This is a genomic window from Streptomyces sp. NBC_00370 (genome assembly GCF_036084755.1).
GTDB lineage: Bacteria > Actinomycetota > Actinomycetes > Streptomycetales > Streptomycetaceae > Streptomyces.
This window is the reverse complement of record NZ_CP107968.1, coordinates 4375825-4394940: the sequence shown is the minus strand read 5'-3', so window position 1 is coordinate 4394940 and position 19116 is coordinate 4375825. Positions and strand designations below refer to the sequence as shown.

General features: G+C 71.2%; 11 protein-coding genes. 4 read left to right on the top strand and 7 right to left on the bottom strand.

The features are described from left to right. Positions 1-13: 13 nt before the first annotated feature. A complete protein-coding gene (locus OHS57_RS19545) occupies positions 14-3001 on the bottom strand; it encodes a tetratricopeptide repeat protein (protein ID WP_328582824.1) in 2988 nt (995 codons plus the stop codon). Then, the gene (locus OHS57_RS19540; RefSeq protein ID WP_328582823.1) at positions 2998-4866 is read right to left on the bottom strand and encodes an HSP90 family protein; all 1869 of its coding nucleotides are present in this window, start codon (positions 4864-4866) and stop codon (positions 2998-3000) included. Before OHS57_RS19540 ends, OHS57_RS19545 begins: the two co-directional genes overlap by 4 nt. 282 nt (positions 4867-5148) lie before the next feature. Between OHS57_RS19540 and OHS57_RS19535 the strand changes: the two genes are divergently transcribed. Then, positions 5149-5994 carry a Cof-type HAD-IIB family hydrolase gene (locus OHS57_RS19535; protein WP_328582822.1) on the top strand — a complete coding sequence of 282 codons (846 nt, stop codon included), beginning with the start codon at positions 5149-5151 and terminating at the stop codon, positions 5992-5994. A 45-nt stretch (positions 5995-6039) separates the two neighbouring features. On the opposite strand, the gene OHS57_RS19530 is transcribed toward OHS57_RS19535, so the two are convergent. The 5 genes from OHS57_RS19530 to hisC form a co-directional block, all read right to left on the bottom strand. Continuing rightward, positions 6040-7797 (bottom strand): GAF domain-containing sensor histidine kinase, encoded by a 1758-nt coding sequence (locus OHS57_RS19530; RefSeq protein ID WP_328582821.1) that lies wholly within the window; start codon positions 7795-7797, stop codon positions 6040-6042. A 10-nt stretch (positions 7798-7807) separates the two neighbouring features. After that, positions 7808-11413, bottom strand: a complete 3606-nt coding sequence (cydD, locus tag OHS57_RS19525) for a thiol reductant ABC exporter subunit CydD (protein ID WP_328582820.1) — start codon at positions 11411-11413, stop codon at positions 7808-7810. A 16-nt stretch (positions 11414-11429) separates the two neighbouring features. Further along, positions 11430-12431, bottom strand: coding sequence for a cytochrome d ubiquinol oxidase subunit II (cydB, locus tag OHS57_RS19520; protein ID WP_041987275.1), 1002 nt, complete (start codon positions 12429-12431; stop codon positions 11430-11432). A 23-nt stretch (positions 12432-12454) separates the two neighbouring features. Then, positions 12455-13963 (bottom strand): cytochrome ubiquinol oxidase subunit I, encoded by a 1509-nt coding sequence (locus OHS57_RS19515; RefSeq protein ID WP_328582819.1) that lies wholly within the window; start codon positions 13961-13963, stop codon positions 12455-12457. Between the two features lie 250 nt (positions 13964-14213). Then, entirely contained in the window at positions 14214-15293 is a 1080-nt protein-coding gene (gene hisC, locus OHS57_RS19510; protein WP_328582818.1) for a histidinol-phosphate transaminase, read from the bottom strand. Positions 15294-15683: 390 nt separating this feature from the next. On the opposite strand from hisC, the gene OHS57_RS19505 reads away from it, so the two are divergent. The 3 genes from OHS57_RS19505 to OHS57_RS19495 all read left to right on the top strand — a co-directional run bounded on the left by OHS57_RS19505 (position 15684) and on the right by OHS57_RS19495 (position 19116). Next, the gene (locus OHS57_RS19505; RefSeq protein ID WP_041987284.1) at positions 15684-16805 is read left to right on the top strand and encodes a LacI family DNA-binding transcriptional regulator; all 1122 of its coding nucleotides are present in this window, start codon (positions 15684-15686) and stop codon (positions 16803-16805) included. Positions 16806-17029: 224 nt separating this feature from the next. Beyond that, the gene (locus OHS57_RS19500; protein ID WP_041995627.1) at positions 17030-18139 is read left to right on the top strand and encodes a metallophosphoesterase; all 1110 of its coding nucleotides are present in this window, start codon (positions 17030-17032) and stop codon (positions 18137-18139) included. A 146-nt stretch (positions 18140-18285) separates the two neighbouring features. Continuing rightward, a complete protein-coding gene (locus tag OHS57_RS19495; RefSeq protein ID WP_328582817.1) occupies positions 18286-19116 on the top strand; it encodes a hypothetical protein in 831 nt (276 codons plus the stop codon).

The following is a 19116-nucleotide window of genomic DNA, read 5'->3' as shown; positions in this document are numbered from 1 at the left end:
ACGCAGTCGGGTGTCAGGCCAGGTGGCGCAGGGTGTCTTCCAGTTGCGAGACCGTTCGGCGGGCCCGGGTGTCGTCCTGAGTGCGGAGTTCGGCGGCCAGGGTGGTGAGGCGCGTGGTGGCTTCGTCGGCCCGGCCCATGGCGTGTTCGGACCAGGCGGCGCCCGTCAGGCATCTCGCTCGCTCTTCCAGGGCGTCGAGGCCCAGCGTCGCGTAGGCGTCGGCGGCCTGTTCCCAGAGGCGTATCGCCTCCAGCCGTACGGCCTTCTCGTCCACCGCGTCCGGGGCCGGTTCCGGCTTGTCCTGCTCGTCGTCGTCATCGTCGTCGTCGTCATCGTCGTCGTCGAAGTCGTCGTACTCGTCGTCGGGGATCCGGGACATGGTCAGGTTGGCGAGTTGGTGCCAGGTCTGGCCGCGTTCGTAGCGCGACTGGTCGTCGTCCGCGCCGTCCAGTACGGCCAGGGCCTGGTGCATCAGGTCGCGTGCGGCGTCGAAGTCCTCCTCGTTCCGGTATCCGGCCAGCCAGGCGAGTGAGCGCAGGATCCGTACCTCGGCCACGGGGTTGTCGCCCGACTCGCGCCACAGCTGCAGGGCTCTGCGGTACGCCGACCGCGCCTCGTCCGGCAGGCCCGCCCTCGACAGTGACTCGGCCGCGAGCTGGGCGAAGTGGGCCTGCGGGGCCGGGTCGTCCCAGCCCTTGGCGGTGTCAGCGGCGAGGAGGTACTGCTCCGCCGCACCGCGTGCGTCCCGCAGCTGTCCCAGCAGGTCGCCCAGCGTCTCGCGGGCGTGGACCCCGCGGTACTCGCCGTGGCCCAGCAGGTCCGGCAGCGCGGACTGGAGGACTTCCGCCGCCTCGGCCGTACGTTCAGCCGCCGCGTACGCCTTGGCCAGCACCAGCCGGGCCTGGGCCCCGCCGGCGGCGCCGAGGCCCGCCTGGTCGAACCAGTGCGCCGCGTCCAGCGCGTGATCGGCCGCCTCCGCCTGTCGGCCGCCCCGGCGCACCAGGATGTCGGCGAGCGTGAGCCGGACGATCGCCTGCTCCTCCGGGTCGGTCAGCTCCGTGCTCTGCTCGACGGCAGCGCGGGCTGCGGCCTCGGCCTCCTCCACGCCGCCGCGGGCGAACAGCAGCCCCGCGCGCCGGGCGAGCGGCTGCGCCGCCTCCCAGGGCTGGCCCGCCGCGATGTTCCGCTCGGCCGCCGAGCCGAACAGCGACTCCGCGCGCTCCTCGTCCCCGCTCCGCAGCGCGAACTCGGCCAGCATCAATTCGGCCTCGGCGACGAGGTGTCCCAGCCCCTCGGCCGACTCCCTGGCCGCGACGAACGCGGTCAGCTCCCGCTCCAGTCGGCCGTCCACGCCGTCGTGGTCATGGTCCGCTTCCCCGGCCCGGAGGAATGCCTCTATACGGATGCCGTTGATCTCGGCCGCCGCCACCCGGCGTGCCCGGCTCGGGTCGGTGTCGGCCAGGGCCTCGGCCGAGCCGAGCGCCGTCGCCAGCAGCTCCCGTATCTCGGCGGCCTCGGCGCCGGACTGCGCCGCGGCCGTGGCGAGCCGCAGCTCGGCGAGGGCGGCGCGGCCGTCCTGCCCGATCGCCCGGTGTGCGGCCAGGCTCTCGGCGAACAGCTCGCGGGCGTCCTGCGCCCCGGCGCGGGCGGCGCGCAGCGCGCGGTGTTCCAGCAGATCGGCGGCGAGCATCGGATCGGGAGTCTGGCCCGCTGCTTCCAGCCGGGCGGCGACCCGCTCCCACTGGGCGTCCGCACCGGGATGGCCCTGCTCCCGCAAGGACCGGGCCCGTGAGGCGAGTTCGGCGATGTCGTCCGTATCGGTATCCGCCCCTGTCGCGGTGTCGCGGCCCCGGCCGGCGTCGGCGGCGGTACGGGCGGGTGCGGCCAGCACCGGGCTGCGCACCCCCAGCGGCAGGAAGTCGACCAGCGGCTGCCGGGCCAGGCGCTCGGTGAGCCTGCTCGACATATGCGCCGTGCCGTTACGGGCGTCGAACCGGTCGACGATCGCCGTGGCGTCCGCGTACAGCTGGTCGTACAGCTCGCTCACCGTACGGGCGGTGCCCCGGTAGGGCACGGCCGGCCGGTCGCCGTGGCCGAGGTCGGTGAGGCGGCGCAGCAGGACGAGGATTCCGCCGTTGAACTCCAGCTGCGATTCAAGGTCGGTGAGCGGGCCGAGGTGCGCGGTGTGCTCGGAAAGGATCTCCAGACCCCGGGACTCGTTGCCGGTCAGCGCGCAGAACTCGATGTGCTCACCGATCTCACGCAGCAGCGATTCGTTGCCCCGGGCCATCCGGTAGCCGCGCAGATGGTGGGAGCGGGCGTCCGCGGGCCGGCCGAGGCGCATCAGCGGCAACAGCGAGTGGGCCAGCACCCGGTGGGGCTCCTCCAGGCAGGTGTCGTTGCCGGACAGCACCGGCTGCCAGACCTCGATCGCCTTGGCGTCCTCGCCCTTGCGGGACCAGTAGCCGCCCTGGGTGTTGATCTCGCAGGCCAGACAGTCGCTCATCCGGTCACGCTCGGTGTCGGCCCAGCCCGCGATGGCGCGGTCGGCCCGCGCCGCGTCGCCGACCGTGTCGGCCAGGTAGAACTCCGCCTTGCGCACGGCGCGCGCGCTGAATCCGGCGACCCGGTAGCGGCGCTCCATGTCGGCGAGCCAGCGCTCGACCACGTCGAGCGGGATGTCGGGGGACGACACGACGTTGCTGGTCACCCACTTGAAGTGCCAGAACAGCCGGTGCGTCTCGTAGCCGTCGAAGGCCGCCGCGTCAGTGTCGTACTCCTGGAGGAGCCGCGCGAAGGGCACCAGCATCTTCGTACGCTCCGAGCTGTACTCGTACGCGTCGATGAGGGAGCTGAGGGACCTGCGCAGCAGCGCGCGGTCACCGGTCCGCTCGGCTGCGGCGGACAGTTCCTCCGCGCGGGCGTTGCGTGCGGCGCCGTTGGGCGCGTTGTCGTTCTCGAAGAGGCCCCGCTGGATCTCGGCGGGCGTCAGCGTCGTCACTTCTGGTCATCCTCCGGGTCGGCCTGCTGCGCTGCGGAGTGGGTCGCCCATTCCAGGAGTCCGAGGAACGCGCGGTTGAGCAGGGTCGTGTCGGCGGGGCGCAGCGGCCGCTGGGACATCAGCAGCGCCTGGCCGTACAGCGACTCGACGGCCGTGCCGGTCAGCTCGGCGTCGGGGAGCGCCGATATCCGGCGGATCAGCGGGTTGTTGTGGTTGAGGACGAGCCGGGCGCGCGGCGCCGAGCCGCGCAGCGAGCCGAGGATGTCGCTCCACAGCGAGTCGGCGCCGTCCTGCGCGGTCGCCCTGTCCCGTTCGTGCCTGGCCTGCCGGTCGTCGAGGAAGAGCGCGGGTACGGAGACGGGCTGGAAGGCGCGCAGCGCGACATCGCAGCCGAGCGCGTCGAGGCGGGTCCGCGCGGTGGCGAGGAAGCCCGCCAGGGCCAGTTCGGCGCCGGTGTCCACCGGGTCGAGCCGGTCGGTCACAGCACCGGCGTCCAGCTCCGTGACCTTGATACCGGGCCGGACGGCCGGCAGCAGGGCCAGCAGATCGGCGTCGTACGTGTACCCGGCGTTGATCACGCCCAGGCCGTGCGCTGCGGCTATCGGCGCGATCTGCCGGAACTCCTCGACGGTGCGGGTGAAGTGGATGTCGTCGTGGGCGGCTGCGAACTCTTCGAGGCTGACCTGTCCGTCACTGGTCTCGAACGGCAGCCAGGGCAGCATCAGGTCGAGCAGCTCCGCGTCGTGCCGGGCGAGGGACTTCACCCCGAGGTGATGCACGCTCAGGAAGGCGGCGAGCCGCTCGGGTTCGCCCGCGGCGAGTTCGGTGAGCCAGTCGCGCACGCGGGCGCCGAGCGCGTCGCGTACGGCGGCGAGCGTCTCGTCGTCGTACAGATTCTCGCGGGATGCGGTGGGGCGCAGGGTGTCCGTGTCGAGGACGGCGCGCACGAAGAACGCCCAGTCGGGGAGGAGGTTGTCCGCGTGGTCGGTGAGCAGCATGCCCTTGAGGTAGACGCGGTGCCCGGCGCGGTGCGCGGGGCTGGTCGGCTCGGGCAGGACGTACGCGACGCCGCGCACCCCGGCCACCGGCAGGTCCAGGTCGATGGTGTCGAGCGGTGTGAAGCCGAAGACCCGGGCGCAGTGCCCGGCGAGCGCGACGCGGCGCGCGCCGGGGGTGGGGTGTTCGCGGTCCCAGACGGCGGGCCGGTCGGTGAGGGTGCGCTCGATGCCGTCACCTGCGCTGAACGTGATGTCGTACGGCAGGAGGGAGCCGAAGTCGCGGGCGAGCTCCTCGACGCGTCCGGGCTCGGTCCACTCCTCGGCGCCGGGCCTCGGTTCGAGGAAGACCGTGGTGCCGGGCTCCGGCCTGGCCTCGTCGGGCAGGGTCCGCACGGTGTACGAGCCGTCGTCGGTGGCCAGCCACTCCACGGGCGGGGCTTCGGGGGTGCGGGCGGAGCGCGTGACGACCCGGATCTGCCGGGCGACGACGAAGCAGGCGAGCAGGCCGATGCCGAACTGGCCGAGGAATTCCCTGCGCGCGTTCTCCAGGCCCTGCGCGTCGCCGCGCTTGGAACTGCGGCCGATCGTGGCGAGCAGGGTGTGCACCTCGTCGGCCGTCAGACCGATGCCGGTGTCCTCGATGGACACCTGGCCGCCGGCCGTCGACAGCCGGATTCGGATGACGGCCACCGGGTCGTGGGCACGGCGGGCCGTGACCGCGTCGACCGCGTTCTGCAGGAGTTCGCGGACGTAGACACGCGGGCTGGAGTAGAGATGGTGGGAGAGCAGATCCACGAGCCCGCGCAGATCGACCTGGAAGGTGTTGACGGCGGGATCAGTGGTCCCGGCCCTGGTGGAAGACGTCATGGGGCAGCACCTCGCGTGCTCGCATACGGAATTGACGACCGCGAGGTTCCCCCCTCACCGATCGTGAAGTGAGACACAGCGTAAGGCCCGGGACTGACATTCCGGCCGGAAATTTTTCGGGCGCGACGACGGTGCGACCAGGGTGCGACGGCGACGGGACAGCAACGGGACGACCGCGCGAAAGCGGCCGGGCCGCGCGCGTCCCCCACGCCCCCACGGCGCGTGCTCTCAGATGTGCGCCCCTGCGCACGCCCGTGCGGCTCCGTACGTGAGAATGGGGATGTGACCTCCGCTGACGACTCCCCGCTCCCCGCCCGCCCCCGGCTGATCGCCACGGATCTGGACGGCACCCTGCTGCGCGACGACAAGACCGTCTCCGCCCGTACGGTCGACGCCCTGGCCGCCGCCGAGAAGGCCGGCATCGCGGTCTTCTTCGTCACCGGCCGGCCCGCCCGCTGGATGGACGTCGTCAGCGCGCATGTGCACGGCCACGGCCTCGCGATCTGCGCGAACGGCGCCGTCGTCGCCGACCTGCACGCGGGCGGCGAACCGGTCGAGGTCCGGCCGCTGCCGCGCCCGACCGCGCTCGACGTCGTACGGATCCTGCGCGACGCCGCTCCCGGCACGTCCTTCGCCGTGGAACTGACGACCGGCATCCACTACGAGCCCGAGTACCCGCCCTTCCACCAGGACCCCGGCGCCACTGTCGCCGCCGCCGAGAAGCTGCTGCACGAGGAGGAGAAAGGTTCCTGCGCGCCCGTCGTCAAGCTGCTCGCCTACCACCCCACGCTCACTCCCGACGGCTTCCTCACGCTGGCCCGTACAGCCGCGAGCGACCGCGCCTCCTTCACCCGCTCCAGCCCCAGCGCGCTGCTGGAGATCAGCGATCTCGGGGTGAGCAAGGCGAGCACCCTCGCCCTCTGCTGCGCCGAGCGCGGTATCTCGTCGGACGAGGTCGTCGCCTTCGGCGACATGCCCAACGACCTGGAGATGCTGACCTGGGCCGGTACGTCGTTCGCGATGGGCAACGCGCATCCCGACGTCCTGGCCGCCGCTTCCGGCCGTACCGCCACCAACAACGAAGACGGTGTCGCGGTCGTCATCGAGCGGATCCTCGCCCGCCTCTGACGGCCGGGCGGGCAACCGACCGGGCGCCCGGTCAGCCCGCCGCTCTCACAACTCGGCCGCCACCTGCAACGGTGCCTCCCAGACCACCGTCGTACCGGCCCCTTCGGCGCCGATGCCCGGCGCGCCCGCGCTCGATCCGCCCAGCGCCTCGGCCCTGCGCGCCAGATTGCGCAGCCCGCTGCGCCGGCCGCCCTCCGGGATGCCCACCCCGTCGTCGGCGACCGAAAGCCGGACCGCGGGCGCGCCGTCGGGCAGCCGCGCCGTCGCGTCGACCGTCACCTCGATCCGGCTGGCGTGCGCGTGCCTGAAGGCGTTGGACAGCGCCTCGCGCAGTGCCGCGATCAGGTTCTTCCCCGACAGCTCACCGACAGTGGCGTCGACCGGGCCGACGAAACGGTGGACGGGGGTGAAGCCCAGCGGCACCGCCGCCATCTTGATCTCCCGCAGGACCCGGGTACGCAGCCCGGCCGGCGCCTCGGCCGGCCCCTGCTGCAAGGCGAAGATGGCCGTCCGGATCTCCTGGATGGTCACGTCCAGCTCGTCCACCGCCTTGCCGATCCCCTGGTGGACGGCGGGTGTGACCGTGCCGCGCTGGGCGCTCTCCAGCATCATGCCGGTGGCGAACAGCCGCTGGATGACGAGATCGTGCAGATCACGGGCGATCCGGTCGCGGTCCTCCAGGACGGCCAGCCGCTCCCGGTCGCGCTGCGCCTCGGCCATCATCAGCGCGACGGCGGCCTGCGAGGCGAACTGCGTCGCGAGGATGCGTTCGGTCTCGCTGAACCGGCGCGCCTCCCGCCCCCGGGGAGTGATGAGCGAGCCGAGCACCCGGCCGCCGCTCTGCAGCGGCAGGATCATCATCGGCCCGAACGGCTCGGAGTACTTGGTGACCATCCGCGGATCGGCGGCGGCGTCGTCGAGGAACAAGGACTCGCCGTTCATCATGGCCGCGACGACGAAGCTCTCCGGCGGGACGATGTCGCCCAGCTCGGCGGGGGTCGGCAGGTCGGTGCTGATGGCGGCGATCTGCAGACCGCCCTCGGCGGTCGGCAGCAGGACGACACCAGCGGCCGCGTCGGCGAGCCTGCGGGCCTGTTCGGCGACCACGGACAGCGCGTCGGTCGCCTCACCGCCGGAGAGCAGCGCCGTGGTAACGGCGACCGACCCGTCGATCCACCGCTCGCGCTGCCGGGCCGCCTCGTACAGCCGGGCGTTGCCGATGGCGATGCCCGCCTCGGTGGCGAGGACGCGCAGCATGTGCAGATCGTGCTCGTTGAACTCCTCGCCGTCGTGCTTCTCGGCGAGACAGAGATTGCCGAAGATCCGGCCCTGGACGCGGACGGGGACGCCGAGGAAGGTGCGCATCGGCGGATGCCCCGGCGGGAAGCCGGCGAAGCGGGCGTCGGCCGTCAGATCGGCGAGCCTGACCGGTGACGGATCGCGGATCAGCGCCCCGAGCAGCCCGCGGTGCCCGTCGGGGCGCCGGCCGATCACCTCGGCCACGTCGTCGTCCACGCCGTACGTCACGAACTCTTCGAGCCCGTCGCCCGTCTCGTCCACGACACCGATCGCCGCGTAGCGGGCGTCGCCCAGCTCGGCCGCCGTCTCACAGATCCGGTCGAGGGTGGACCGCAGTTCCAGCCCCATACCGATGGAGCGCATGGCCTCCAGCAGCCGCGGCACCCGCGCGGTCACCTCGGTCGACAGGCCCTGGAGGTCCCGGGCCGCGTTGGCTGCGGCGTCGGCCGGGTCCAGGTCCGGGTTCCGGTCCGGATCCGGGACTGCCGATTCGGACTGATTCATACAGTCGAGACTAGTAAGTGTTATTTGCTGGGGAAAGTCGGATGTCGACCGGATCCCCCGCCAGGTCTCCCACCGTGCCTCCCACCAGGTCTCCCGCACGCTCGCGCGCCAGCAGCCGTCGCAGCGGTCCTTCGACGAGGGCCAGCTCCTCGTAGGGACCACGCTGTACGGTCCTGCCCCCGTCGAGGACGATCACCTCGTCGACGCTGTCGAGACCGCGCAGCCGGTGGGTGATGAGCAGCGTCGTCCGGCCCTCGGTCGCCGCCAGCAGATCGGCGGTCAGCGCGTCGGCCGTCGCCAGGTCCAGATGCTCGGCGGGCTCGTCCAGCAGCAGTACGGGAAAGTCGGCGAGCAGCGCGCGGGCCAGCGCCAGGCGCTGGCGCTGGCCTCCGGAGAGCCGCGCGCCGTGCTCGCCCACGAGGGTGTCCAGGCCGTACGGCAGGGCGTCGACCCACTCCAGCAGCCGGGCCCGGCGCAGCGCGTCGCGCAGGTCGTCCTCGGTCGCCGTCGTACGGGCGAGCCTGAGGTTCTCGCGCACTGAGCTGTCGAAGAGATGCGCGTCCTGGGCGCACAGGCCGACGAAGCGGCGCACCGCGTCACCGTCGAGCGTGGCGGCGTCCGTACCGCCGAGCCGGTAGCCGCCCTCCCCTGCGTCGAGGAACCGGAGCAGCACCTGGGCGAGGGTGGTCTTACCCGAGCCCGAAGGGCCGACGACGGCCACCCGCTTGCCGGGGGTCAGGGTCAGGTCGAAGCCGCTGAGCGCGTCGCGCTCCTGACCCGCGTACCGCGCCGCCAGCCCGCGTACCTCCAGCGGGAACGGTGTGGCGGGCGCAGCGGCCGGGTGCTCCGGCTCCTGTACGGGGACGGGCGCGTCCAGCACCTCGTACACCCGCTCGGCGCTGCGCCGGGCCCGTCGGCGGTACTGGACGGCCAGCGGCAGTCCGGTGACGGCCTCGAACGCGGCCAGCGGGGTGAGGACGACAACGGCGAGCTGGACGCCGGCCAGGCGCCCTTCGCGTACCGCCTGCACCCCGACGACCGCGGCGGCGACGACGGTCAGTCCGCAGGCCAGCGCGGAGAGCCCGCCGCCGAGCGCTGCGGCGCTCGCGCCCCGCCGGGTGATCGCCGTCAGCGTGGCGTCGCTCTCCCGGGCCCCGCGCAGTCGGCGCTTGAGCGCGCCGGCGACGGTCAGTTCGGCGGTCCCCCTCAGCAGATCGGCGACATCGGTCGCCAGCGCGCCGCGTGCCGGGGCGAGTCGCCGCTCGGCGCCACGGGCACAGGCGCCGCTCAGCAGCGGTACGCCGACGCTCGCGACGAGCAGCCCCACGGCCAGGACGGCGCCCGCCTCGGGCAGCAGCCAGCCGGTGAAGCCGACGGTCGCGGCCGACACGACCACGGCCGTCCCCGCGGGCAGCAGCCAGCGCAGCCAGTAGTCCTGGAGGGCGTCCACATCGGCGACCAGCCGGGACAGCAGATCACCGCGCCTCGTCGCGCGCAGCCCCGCCGGAGCGATGCGCTCCAGCCGCCGGTAGACGGAGACCCGGAGGTCGGCGAGCATCCTGAGCACCGCGTCGTGCGACACGACGCGCTCCGCGTAGCGGAAGACCGCGCGCCCCATGCCGAAGGCGCGGGTCGCCGTCACCGCCACCATCAGATACAGGACGGGTGGTTCCTGCGAGGCGCGGGATATGAGCCATCCGGAGACGGCCATGAGGCCGACGGCGGAGCCGAGCGCCAGGCTGCCCAGCAGCAGCGCCAGGGCGAACCGGCCGCGCAGCGCTCCGGCCGCCGCCCGAACCCGGGCCAGAGGCGCAAGCGCCCCGCGCGACGCGGCATCGGAATCAGGAGCAGAAGGAGAAGGAGGAGCAGAAACGGAAACCGAGCCGGGAGCCGTGCCTGTGTCGGTGTCGGTGCCTGAAGCCTCGGACCGCGCCGAAGCCTGCGAAGCCGCCACCGACGCCGGGCGCGATGGTACGTCCACGGGCGGCGCCGCCAGCGTCACCACCCGGTCGGCGACCGCCAGCAGCGCCGGCCGGTGGACGACCAGCAGCACCGTCCGGCCGGCCGCCAGCCGCCGTACCGCGTCGACGACACCCGCCTCCGTCTCGCCGTCGAGCGCCGCCGTCGGCTCGTCGAGCAGCAGCAGCGGCCGGTCGGCGAGGAAGGCCCTGGCCAGGGCGAGCCGCTGGCGCTGGCCCGCCGAGAGCCCCGCACCGTCCTCACCGAGCACGGTGTCCACACCCTGGGGGAGCGCGGCCACGAACTCCTCGGCCCCGGCGTCACGCAGCGCGCGGGCCACCGCCGCTTCGTCCGCCTCGGGCCTGGCCAGCCGTACGTTCTCGGCGATCGTCCCCGCGAAGAGATACGGGCGCTGCGGCACCCACGCGATCCGCTCCCGCCACCGTTCCTGGTCCAGGGACGCCAGGTCGCGGCCGCCCACCCGGATCCGGCCGCTGTCAGGGGCGGTGAACCCGAGCACCACGTCGAGCAGCGTGGACTTGCCGACGCCGCTGGGGCCGACCAGGGCGACCGTCTCCCCCGGTTCGACCGTCAGCGTCGCCGCGTCCAACGAAGGCGCGCCGCGCCCTTCATGGCGGACCGTCACACCGTCCAGTTCCAGCCGTACCGCACCGGGTATCTCGCCCGTACCGCCGCGCCGCGGCTCGGTCTCCAGGACGGCGAAGATCTCCTCCGCCGCAGCCAGGCCCTCGGCCGCCGCGTGGTACTGCGCGCCCACCTGCCGGATCGGCAGATATGCCTCCGGCGCGAGGATCAGCACCAGCAGGCCCGTGTACAGATCGAGGTTCCCGTGGACGAGCCGCAGTCCTATGTCGACCGCGACCAGGGCCACGGACAGGGTCGACAGCAGCTCCAGCGCGAACGACGACAGGAAGGCGATCCGCAGGGTGCGCAGGGTCGCCTGCCGGTAGTCCGAGGTGATCCGGCGGACCGCCTCCGCCTGTGCCTTGGCCCGGCCGAAGACCTTCAGGGTGGGCAGCCCGGCGACCACGTCGAGGAAGTGGCCCGACAGCCGGGACAGCAGCCGCCACTGACGGTCCATCCTCGACTGGGTGGCCCGTCCGATCAGCACCATGAACAGCGGGATCAGCGGGAGCGTCACGACGATGATCGCGGCGGACAGCCAGTCCTCGGTGACGATGCGCGCGAGGACGGCGACGGGCACGACCACCGCGAGCCCCAGTTGCGGCAGATAGCGGGAGAAGTAGTCGTCCAGCGCGTCCACCCCGCGGGTCGCCAGCGCGACCAGCGAGCCGGTGCGCTGACCGCTCAGCCAGCCGGGGCCCAGCTCGGCCGCCCGCGCCAGCAGCCGCCCGCGCAGTTCGGACTTGACCGCCGCGCTCGCCCGGTGGGCGGCCAGTTCGGTGAGCCAGCCGATCAGCGCCCGTCCGACGGCGACAGCGCCGAGCAGCAGCAGGGGAGTGCGGAGTCCCGAGCCGTCGAGGCCGTGCTGGAACGCGCCGATCACCACTTCGGCGATCAGCATCGCCTGGGCGACGATCAGTCCGGCGCCCGCCAGCCCGAGGGCCACCACGGCGGCCAGGAAGAACCGGGTCGCCCGTGCGTAGCGCAGCAGTCGGGGGTCGATTGGTTTCACGTGAAACACCGCCCTCTCAGTGCGCGTCGGCGATGTGCTGGGTGCCGATCCGCTTGCGGAAGACCCAGTACGTCCAGCCCTGGTAGAGCATGACCAGCGGCGCGGAGATGCCGGCGCACCACGTCATGATCTTCAAGGTGTAGGGCGTGGAGGAGGCGTTGGTGACCGTCAGATTCCACTGCTCGTTCAGCGACGAGGGCATGACGTTCGGGAAGAGTGTCAGGAAGAACATCGCGATCACCGCCGCGATCGTCACCCCGGACAGGGCGAACGAGCGTCCTTCCCGTCCGGCGCCGATGGCCACGACTGCTCCGGCGAGCGCGACCACGGCGACGATCATCGCGATCAGGCTCTTGCCGTCGCCGCTGGCCGCCTGGGTCCAGCTCAGGAAGCCGACGGCGAGGGCCGCCGTGACGGCTCCCAGCACCAGGGCCAGCTTCCTGGCCCGTACCCGGATGTCCCCCACGGTCTTGAGCGCGGCGAACACCGCGCCGTGGAAGGTGAACAGCGCCAGCGTGACCAGGCCGCCGGTCAGGGCGTACGGGTTGAGCAGATCGCCGAGACCGCCGACGTACTCCATGTGCGCGTCGATCTTCACGCCGTGCACGATGTTGCCGAACGCGACACCCCACAGCACGGCGGGCAGCAGGGAGGTCCAGAAGATGGCGTGCTCCCAGTTGCGCTGCCAGCGCTCCTCCGGGCGCTTGGCCCGGTACTCGAAGGCGACACCGCGCACGATCAGACAGACCAGGATGAGCAGCAGCGGCAGGTAGAAGCCGGAGAAGAGGGTGGCGTACCAGTCGGGGAACGCGGCGAAGGTGGCGCCGCCCGCGCTCAGCAGCCACACCTCGTTGCCGTCCCAGACGGGTCCGATGGTGTTGATGAGGACCCGCCGCTCGTCGCGACCGCGCGCGAGCAGTTTGGTCAGCACCCCGATGCCGAAGTCGAACCCTTCGAGGAAGAAGTAGCCGGTCCACAGGACCGCGATCAGCACGAACCAGACGTCGTGGAGTTCCATGATCGGTCAGCTCCTCTCAAGCCTCAGTACGAGAAGGCCATCGGCCGGTCGGCGTCGGTGTGGTCGCCGCCGATCCGGGTGGGCGGGTTGAGGTCGGCCTCGCTGAGTTCGGGCGGTCCTGCCTTGATGTACTTCACGAGCAGCTTGACCTCGACGACGGCGAGGACGGCGTAGAGCAGGGTGAAGACGATCAGCGAGGTGAGCACTTCGCCCTGGGAGACGCTGGGGGAGACCGCGTCGGCGGTGCGCAGGACGCCGTACACGACCCAGGGCTGGCGGCCGGTCTCGGTGAAGATCCAGCCGAACGAGGTGGAGATCAGCGGGAAGCCGATCGTGCCGAGTGCGGTGATCCAGTACCAGCCGCTGAGCCGTGGACCGAGCGCCTTGTTCCGGAAGAGCACCAGATTCGGCACCTCGTCCTCGCCCGTCCGCAACCGGGCCGGCAGCAGGAACTTCCGCCGGGTCAGCCAGAGTCCCGCGGCCCCGACGGCGAACGACGTCATGCCGAAGCCGATCATCAGCCGGAAGCTCCAGTACTGGACCGGGATGTTGGGCCGGTAGTCGCCGGGGCCGAACTTCTGCTGCTCGGCCTTGTTCACGTCGTTGATGCCGGGCACGTACGAGGTGAAGTTGTCGTTGGCGAGGAAGGACAGCAGCCCCGGGATCTCGAACTCGACGGTGTTGTGGCCCTTCTCCACGTCGCCGTAGGCGAACAGGGAGAACGGCGCGGGCTTCTGGCCGTCCCACAGGGCCTCGGCCGCCGCCATCTTCATCGGCTGCTGCTTGAACATGACCTTGCCGAGGGCGTCGCCGCTGAGGGCGGTGAGCGCGCCCGCGATCACCAGCGTGACCAGCCCCACCCGCAGCGAGGTGCGCATCACCTGGATGTGCTTCTTGCGGCCGAGGTGGAAGGCGGCCGTACCGGCCATGAAGGCGCCGCCCACCAGGAAGGCCACCGTGATGATGTGGGCGAACTGGGTGAGCGCGGTTTCCTGGGTCAGTACGGCCCAGAAGTCGGTGAGTTCGGCGCGGCCGGCTTTTTCGTTGATCCGGTAGCCGACGGGGTGCTGCATCCAGGAGTTGGCCGCGAGGATGAAATACGCGGACAGGATCGTGCCGATCGACACCATCCAGATACAGGCGAGATGGATCTTCTTCGGCAGCTTGTCCCAGCCGAAGATCCACAGCCCGACGAAGGTCGATTCGAAGAAGAACGCGATGAGCGCTTCGAAGGCGAGCGGGGCGCCGAAGATGTCGCCGACGAACCGCGAATAGTCGGACCAGTTCATGCCGAACTGGAACTCCTGCACGATGCCGGTGACCACGCCCATCGCGATATTGATCAGGAAGAGCTTGCCCCAGAATTTCGTGGCCGTGAGGTACTTGGGGTTCTCCGTACGCACCCAGGCGGTCTGCAGCCCGGCGGTCAGGGCGCCGAGCGAGATCGTCAGGGGGACGAAGAGGAAATGGTAGACGGTGGTGATGCCGAACTGCCAGCGCGCCAGGGTCTCCGGTGCCAGAGCGAGGTCCACGTCGTCTCTCCTTACATCGCCGTGGTCGTCAGCGGCGGGTTGTCCCCTTCGTCCCGGAGGTAACGGCGGAAACCAGAGGAAACCTTGTGAATGCGTTCACATTCACAAGCATTATGTCGCACAGGCATCCGGATATTCACGGGGGGTCCCGTGACCCCGGTCACTCCTCGCGGAGCCACCGGATCACGGGGTCATCACACCGGCCACCAGGCCGTCACCAGCCGCCAGGACCGGTGGCTACAACAGGTGGCTACAGCTCCTTGCGGAAGGCCTCGGCCGCCTGCAGGAACAGGTCGTTGGCCGCGACCTCGCCGATGGTGACGCGTACGCCCTCGCCGCCGAACGGCCGGACCACCACACCGGCCCGCTCGCACGCCGCCGCGAACTCCTGGGTGCGCTCGCCGAGCCGCAGCCAGACGAAGTTGGCCTGCGTCTCGGGCACCGTCCAGCCCTGCTCCAGCAGCCCCCGGTGGACCCGGTCACGCTCGACCACCAGCGCGTCGACCCGCTCCAGCAGCGCGTCCTCGGCCCGCAGCGAGGCCACCGCGGCGTCCTGGGCGATCTGGCTCACCCCGAAGGGCACCGCCGTCTTGCGCAGCGCCGCCGCCACCGGCTCGTGGGCGATGGCGAAACCGACCCGCAGCCCCGCGAGCCCGTACGCCTTGGAGAAGGTCCGCAGGACAGCCACATTCGGTCGTTCGCGGTAGAGCTCGACACCGTCCGGGATCTCGGGGTCCCGGTTGAACTCGCGGTACGCCTCGTCCAGGACGACCAGCACATCGCTCGGCACCCGGTCCAGGAACCGCTCCAGCTCCGCCCTGCGGACCACCGTGCCGGTCGGATTGTTCGGGTTGCAGACCAGGATCATCCGGGTCCGGTCCGTGATCGCCCCGGCCATCGCGTCCAGGTCGTGCACATCCCCCGCCGTCAGCGGCACCTGTACCGACCGGGCGCCCGAGATCTGCACGATGATCGGATAGGCCTCGAAGGACCGCCAGGCGTAGACGACCTCGTCACCGGGGCCCGAGGTGGCCTGAATCAGCTGCTGGGCCACACCGACGGATCCGGTGCCGGTCGCCAGATGCGCGACGGGCACATCGAAACGGTCGGCCAGCTCGTTCATCAGACCGGTACAGGCCATGTCCGGGTAGCGGTTGAAGACCCCGGCGGCCGCCGTCACCCGCTCCATCACGCCCGGCAGCGGCAGGTAGGGGTTCTCGTTGGAGGAGAGCTTGTACGTGACGGGCCCGCCGACCGCCGCCGGCCTGCCCGGGACATAGCTCGGGATGCCGTCCAGTTCGGCGCGCAGTTTGGGGCTCGTCTCACTCACCGCAGGTCCTCCTCGGCCGTTCGCGGATCCGTACCGCGTTCAATACTCCTCACCATATGAGGATTCAGGGCCCCTGCGAATGGCGGGCCCGGCATTGGCCCGGATCGGGGCCACGGGCCCGCCCCCGGTGGGGGCGCACTCCCCGGCAGGCGCGCGCCCGTGGCTCGCGCCGTGGCGCGCGTCCCCCGTAGAGGTGAGTTGAGACCTCTTCGAAACATGGCCCCTTCGACAGGTCTACACCGCCCGATACATGGAAGACCATCGCAGAATCGCATAAGTCCCTTGCAATCCATACCCGTTGGCCATTGTTGATCATGCAGAAACGTGCCTGTCAATAGGTGCATATGCGACCGGCCTTACCACCCGCCAGCGCCCTACTATCGGCTCGCCATGACAGCAGCAGGGAAACACCAGGTGAGCCGGACGGACACAACGCGCCGGGGAAGCCGGCAAGGTCGGGCGGGCATCCGGGACGTAGCCGCCGCAGCCGGTGTCTCCATCACGACTGTCTCGGACGCGCTCAACGGCAAAGGCCGCTTACCCGACGCCACCCGGCGTCATGTCCGCGAGGTCGCGGAACGGCTCGGTTACCGGCCGTCCGCCGCCGCCAGAACCCTCCGTACCGGCAAGTCGGGCCTGATCGGCCTGACCGTGACCACGTACGGGGATGAACCTTTCACCTTCACCGAGTTCGCCTACTTCGCCGAGATGGCCAGAGCCGCCACATCGGCCGCGCTGGCCCGCGGCTACGCCCTCGTCATCCTGCCCGCCACCTCACGCCATGACGTCTGGTCCAACGTCGCGCTCGACGGCACCGTCGTCATCGACCCGTCCGACCACGACCCGGTCGTCGCCGAACTCGTCCGTCAGGGCCTGCCCGTCGTCTCCGACGGCCGCCCGGCCGGCACCCTCCCCGTCACCGCCTGGGTCGACAACGACCACGAGGCGGCCGTCCTCGATCTGCTCGACCATCTCGCCGACGCCGGCGCCCGCCGCATCGGACTGCTCACCGGCACCACGACGGACACGTACACCCGGCTCTCCACCACCGCCTACCTGCACTGGTGCGAGCGGGTCGGCCAGGACCCGGTCTACGAGTCGTACCCCGCACACGACCCCTGCGCGGGCGCCGTCGCCGCCGACCGGCTGCTGGCCCGTCCGGACCGCCCGGACGCCGTCTACGGCCTCTTCGACCCCAACGGCACCGATCTGCTCGCCGCGGCCCGCCGCTACGGCCTACGGGTGCCCGAGGACCTGCTGCTGGTCTGCTGCAGCGAATCCACCGTGTACGCGTCGACCGAGCCGCCGATCACGACGCTCTCGCTGAAGCCGCGCCGCATCGGCACCGCCGTGATCCAGCTCCTCATCGACGCGATCGAGGGGATCGACACCGAAGGCCCCGTCGAGCAGGTGATACCGACCGAACTCATCGTGCGGACCTCCTCGCAGCGCCGCCCGCCCCGCACCACCGTCAGCGCGCCACGCTCGCCCACCTCCCCGAAGAGGGACTGACCGAAGGTCTGTTCCTTTCGCAATTGGGGCGATCAGCGCGAAAACAGCCTGTGAACCGGGAGACCGATCGGATTCACCACCCCTGGTGCGTCACACAGGAGGAGCTGCATTCCTATGATGGGCGCACGACACCACGGACTTTCCCCGGCGACGGGTGGGCAGACCCCCACCCGACCGGGCAGGCCCGACAGGTGTACGGCGGCGCGACGGTGGTGGAGGGGTCGATGACACAGGGGGCCGGTCAGGAACCCGTGGTGCGGACGGCGACGTTGCGCGACTTCCGCGTACCGCCGTACGCGCAGGTTCCCGTGCAGTCGGGGCAGTCCGGTCAGCTCGCCGCGCCGGGCCCCGTGGCCCTCGGTCCGAGCGGGCACCCCGGCAACGCGGTGCCCGACGACGAACCGCCGGAGGGCTACACCCCGACCGAGCGCGACCTGCCGGTGATCGGCCACGAACCCACCGTCCAGGTGCGGGTCGAGGCCGACGACGCCCCGTCCCCCGACGGCCTCGGGCCGCTCTACGTCGTCGGCGACGTGCACGGCTACATCGACGAGCTGCTCGCCGCGCTCACCGAGCAGGGCCTCATCGACGCCGAAGGCCACTGGGCGGCCGGCACGGCCCGCCTCTGGTTCCTCGGCGACTTCACCGACCGCGGCCCCGACGGCATCGGCGTCATCGACCTCGTCATGCGGCTGTCCGCCGAGGCCGCGGCGGCCGGCGGCTACTGCAAGGCCCTGATGGGCAATCACGAGCTGCTGATCCTCGGCGCCCGGCGGTTCGCCGACACCCCCGTCAACTCGGGCGCGGGAACCGCCACCTTCCAGGCGGCCTGGCTGCTCAACGGCGGCCAGAAGAGCGACATGGAGCGCCTCCAGGACGTCCATCTGCAGTGGATGTCCCGGCTCGACGCGGTCGTCGAGGAGGACGGGCATCTGCTGATGCACTCCGACACGACCGCCTACCTCGACTACGGCTCGTCCATCGACGACGTCAACGACACCGTCCACCAGATCCTCACTCGCAACGACGCCGACGAATGCTGGGACCTGTTCCGCAAGCTCACCAAACGCTTCGCGTTCCGTGACGACGGCGGCCCGCAGGCCGTCCAGGAACTGCTCGACCAGTACGGCGGACACCGCATCGTGCACGGTCACAGCCCCATTCCGTATTTGCTCGGCGAAGTGGGCACGGAAGACGCGTCGGACGACAAGGACGACTCGGGACCCGTGGTGGAAGGGCCGCATGTATATGCCGACGGACTTGCCATCGCCATGGACGGCGGCGTGACCATGGCCGGAAAGCTACTGGTCGTCCAACTTCCGTTGCATAACTGAATCAACCCCGGGCAGGTCATTTCCGGAAAGCCACTGTCAACGGGTACCCGTACAGCTCTACCATCGGTTATCCGTAGCAGGCTCTCCTCCGTTTCCGCCGATCGTCCGCAGTGAGCGGACAAAGCGGCCCTACGGAGCATCGGGGGATGCACATGAAAAGCGCTCCGCACCTGCTGAGCGAGGATCGCGCGGATTTCGAGCGGCTCCTCGACGAAGCACTGCGCAACGCGCACGACCGTCCGGAACTCGCCGCTGTCGGGCAGCGGCTCAACGCCGAACAGCTGCGCACCATGGCTCTCAACGCCACGGCACTGATCACCGGTTCCGCCTCGGCGGAATACGAACACTTCGCGGCTCTCCGCGAGGAATTCCGTACGCCTGCCACGACGGCGCCCGTCGGCGGTTCCCTGCTGGCCCCGGCCATCGGGGACGCGGCCGAGACGGGCGCGGGACTCGCCGCCGTCGTCACGGTCCTGGTCCCGCTGCTCGCCGGGATATCCGCGGCGATCTTCCTGCTGGTCGGCTATGTGCTCAAGGCCCTCAGCCCACCGCCCGCCTTCGCCGACACCCTGCTCACCGCCGGCTGGTTCTTCGGAGCCGTCACCGCTGCGGGGATCCTGGCCGCCGCGATAGCGCTGCTCATGACGGCGCTGCGCAACGGCTCGACCCAGCTGTCCGCCGGTGAGCCGGGCTCGGGGCCCGAGCTGCCCGAGGAGGTGGCGGAGGCGAGAGAGGTGTGGCGCGAGGCGGTGCTGGAGCGCGGCATCCTGCCGTATCTGCGGGCCGCCCTCGCCGCGCCCGCGGTCGAGCCCACCCCGGCGCCGCCGCGACCGGCCAGTCATCTGCCGAAGATGGGGTACAGCCGCCCGGACTTCTCCAGCCCGGACGAGGGCGGATCGAGCGCCGCCCGGCCCACGTACAGCAGTCCTGACTTCTCCAGCCCCGACTTCGGCGGGCCCGAGCACCGCCCGGAGTAG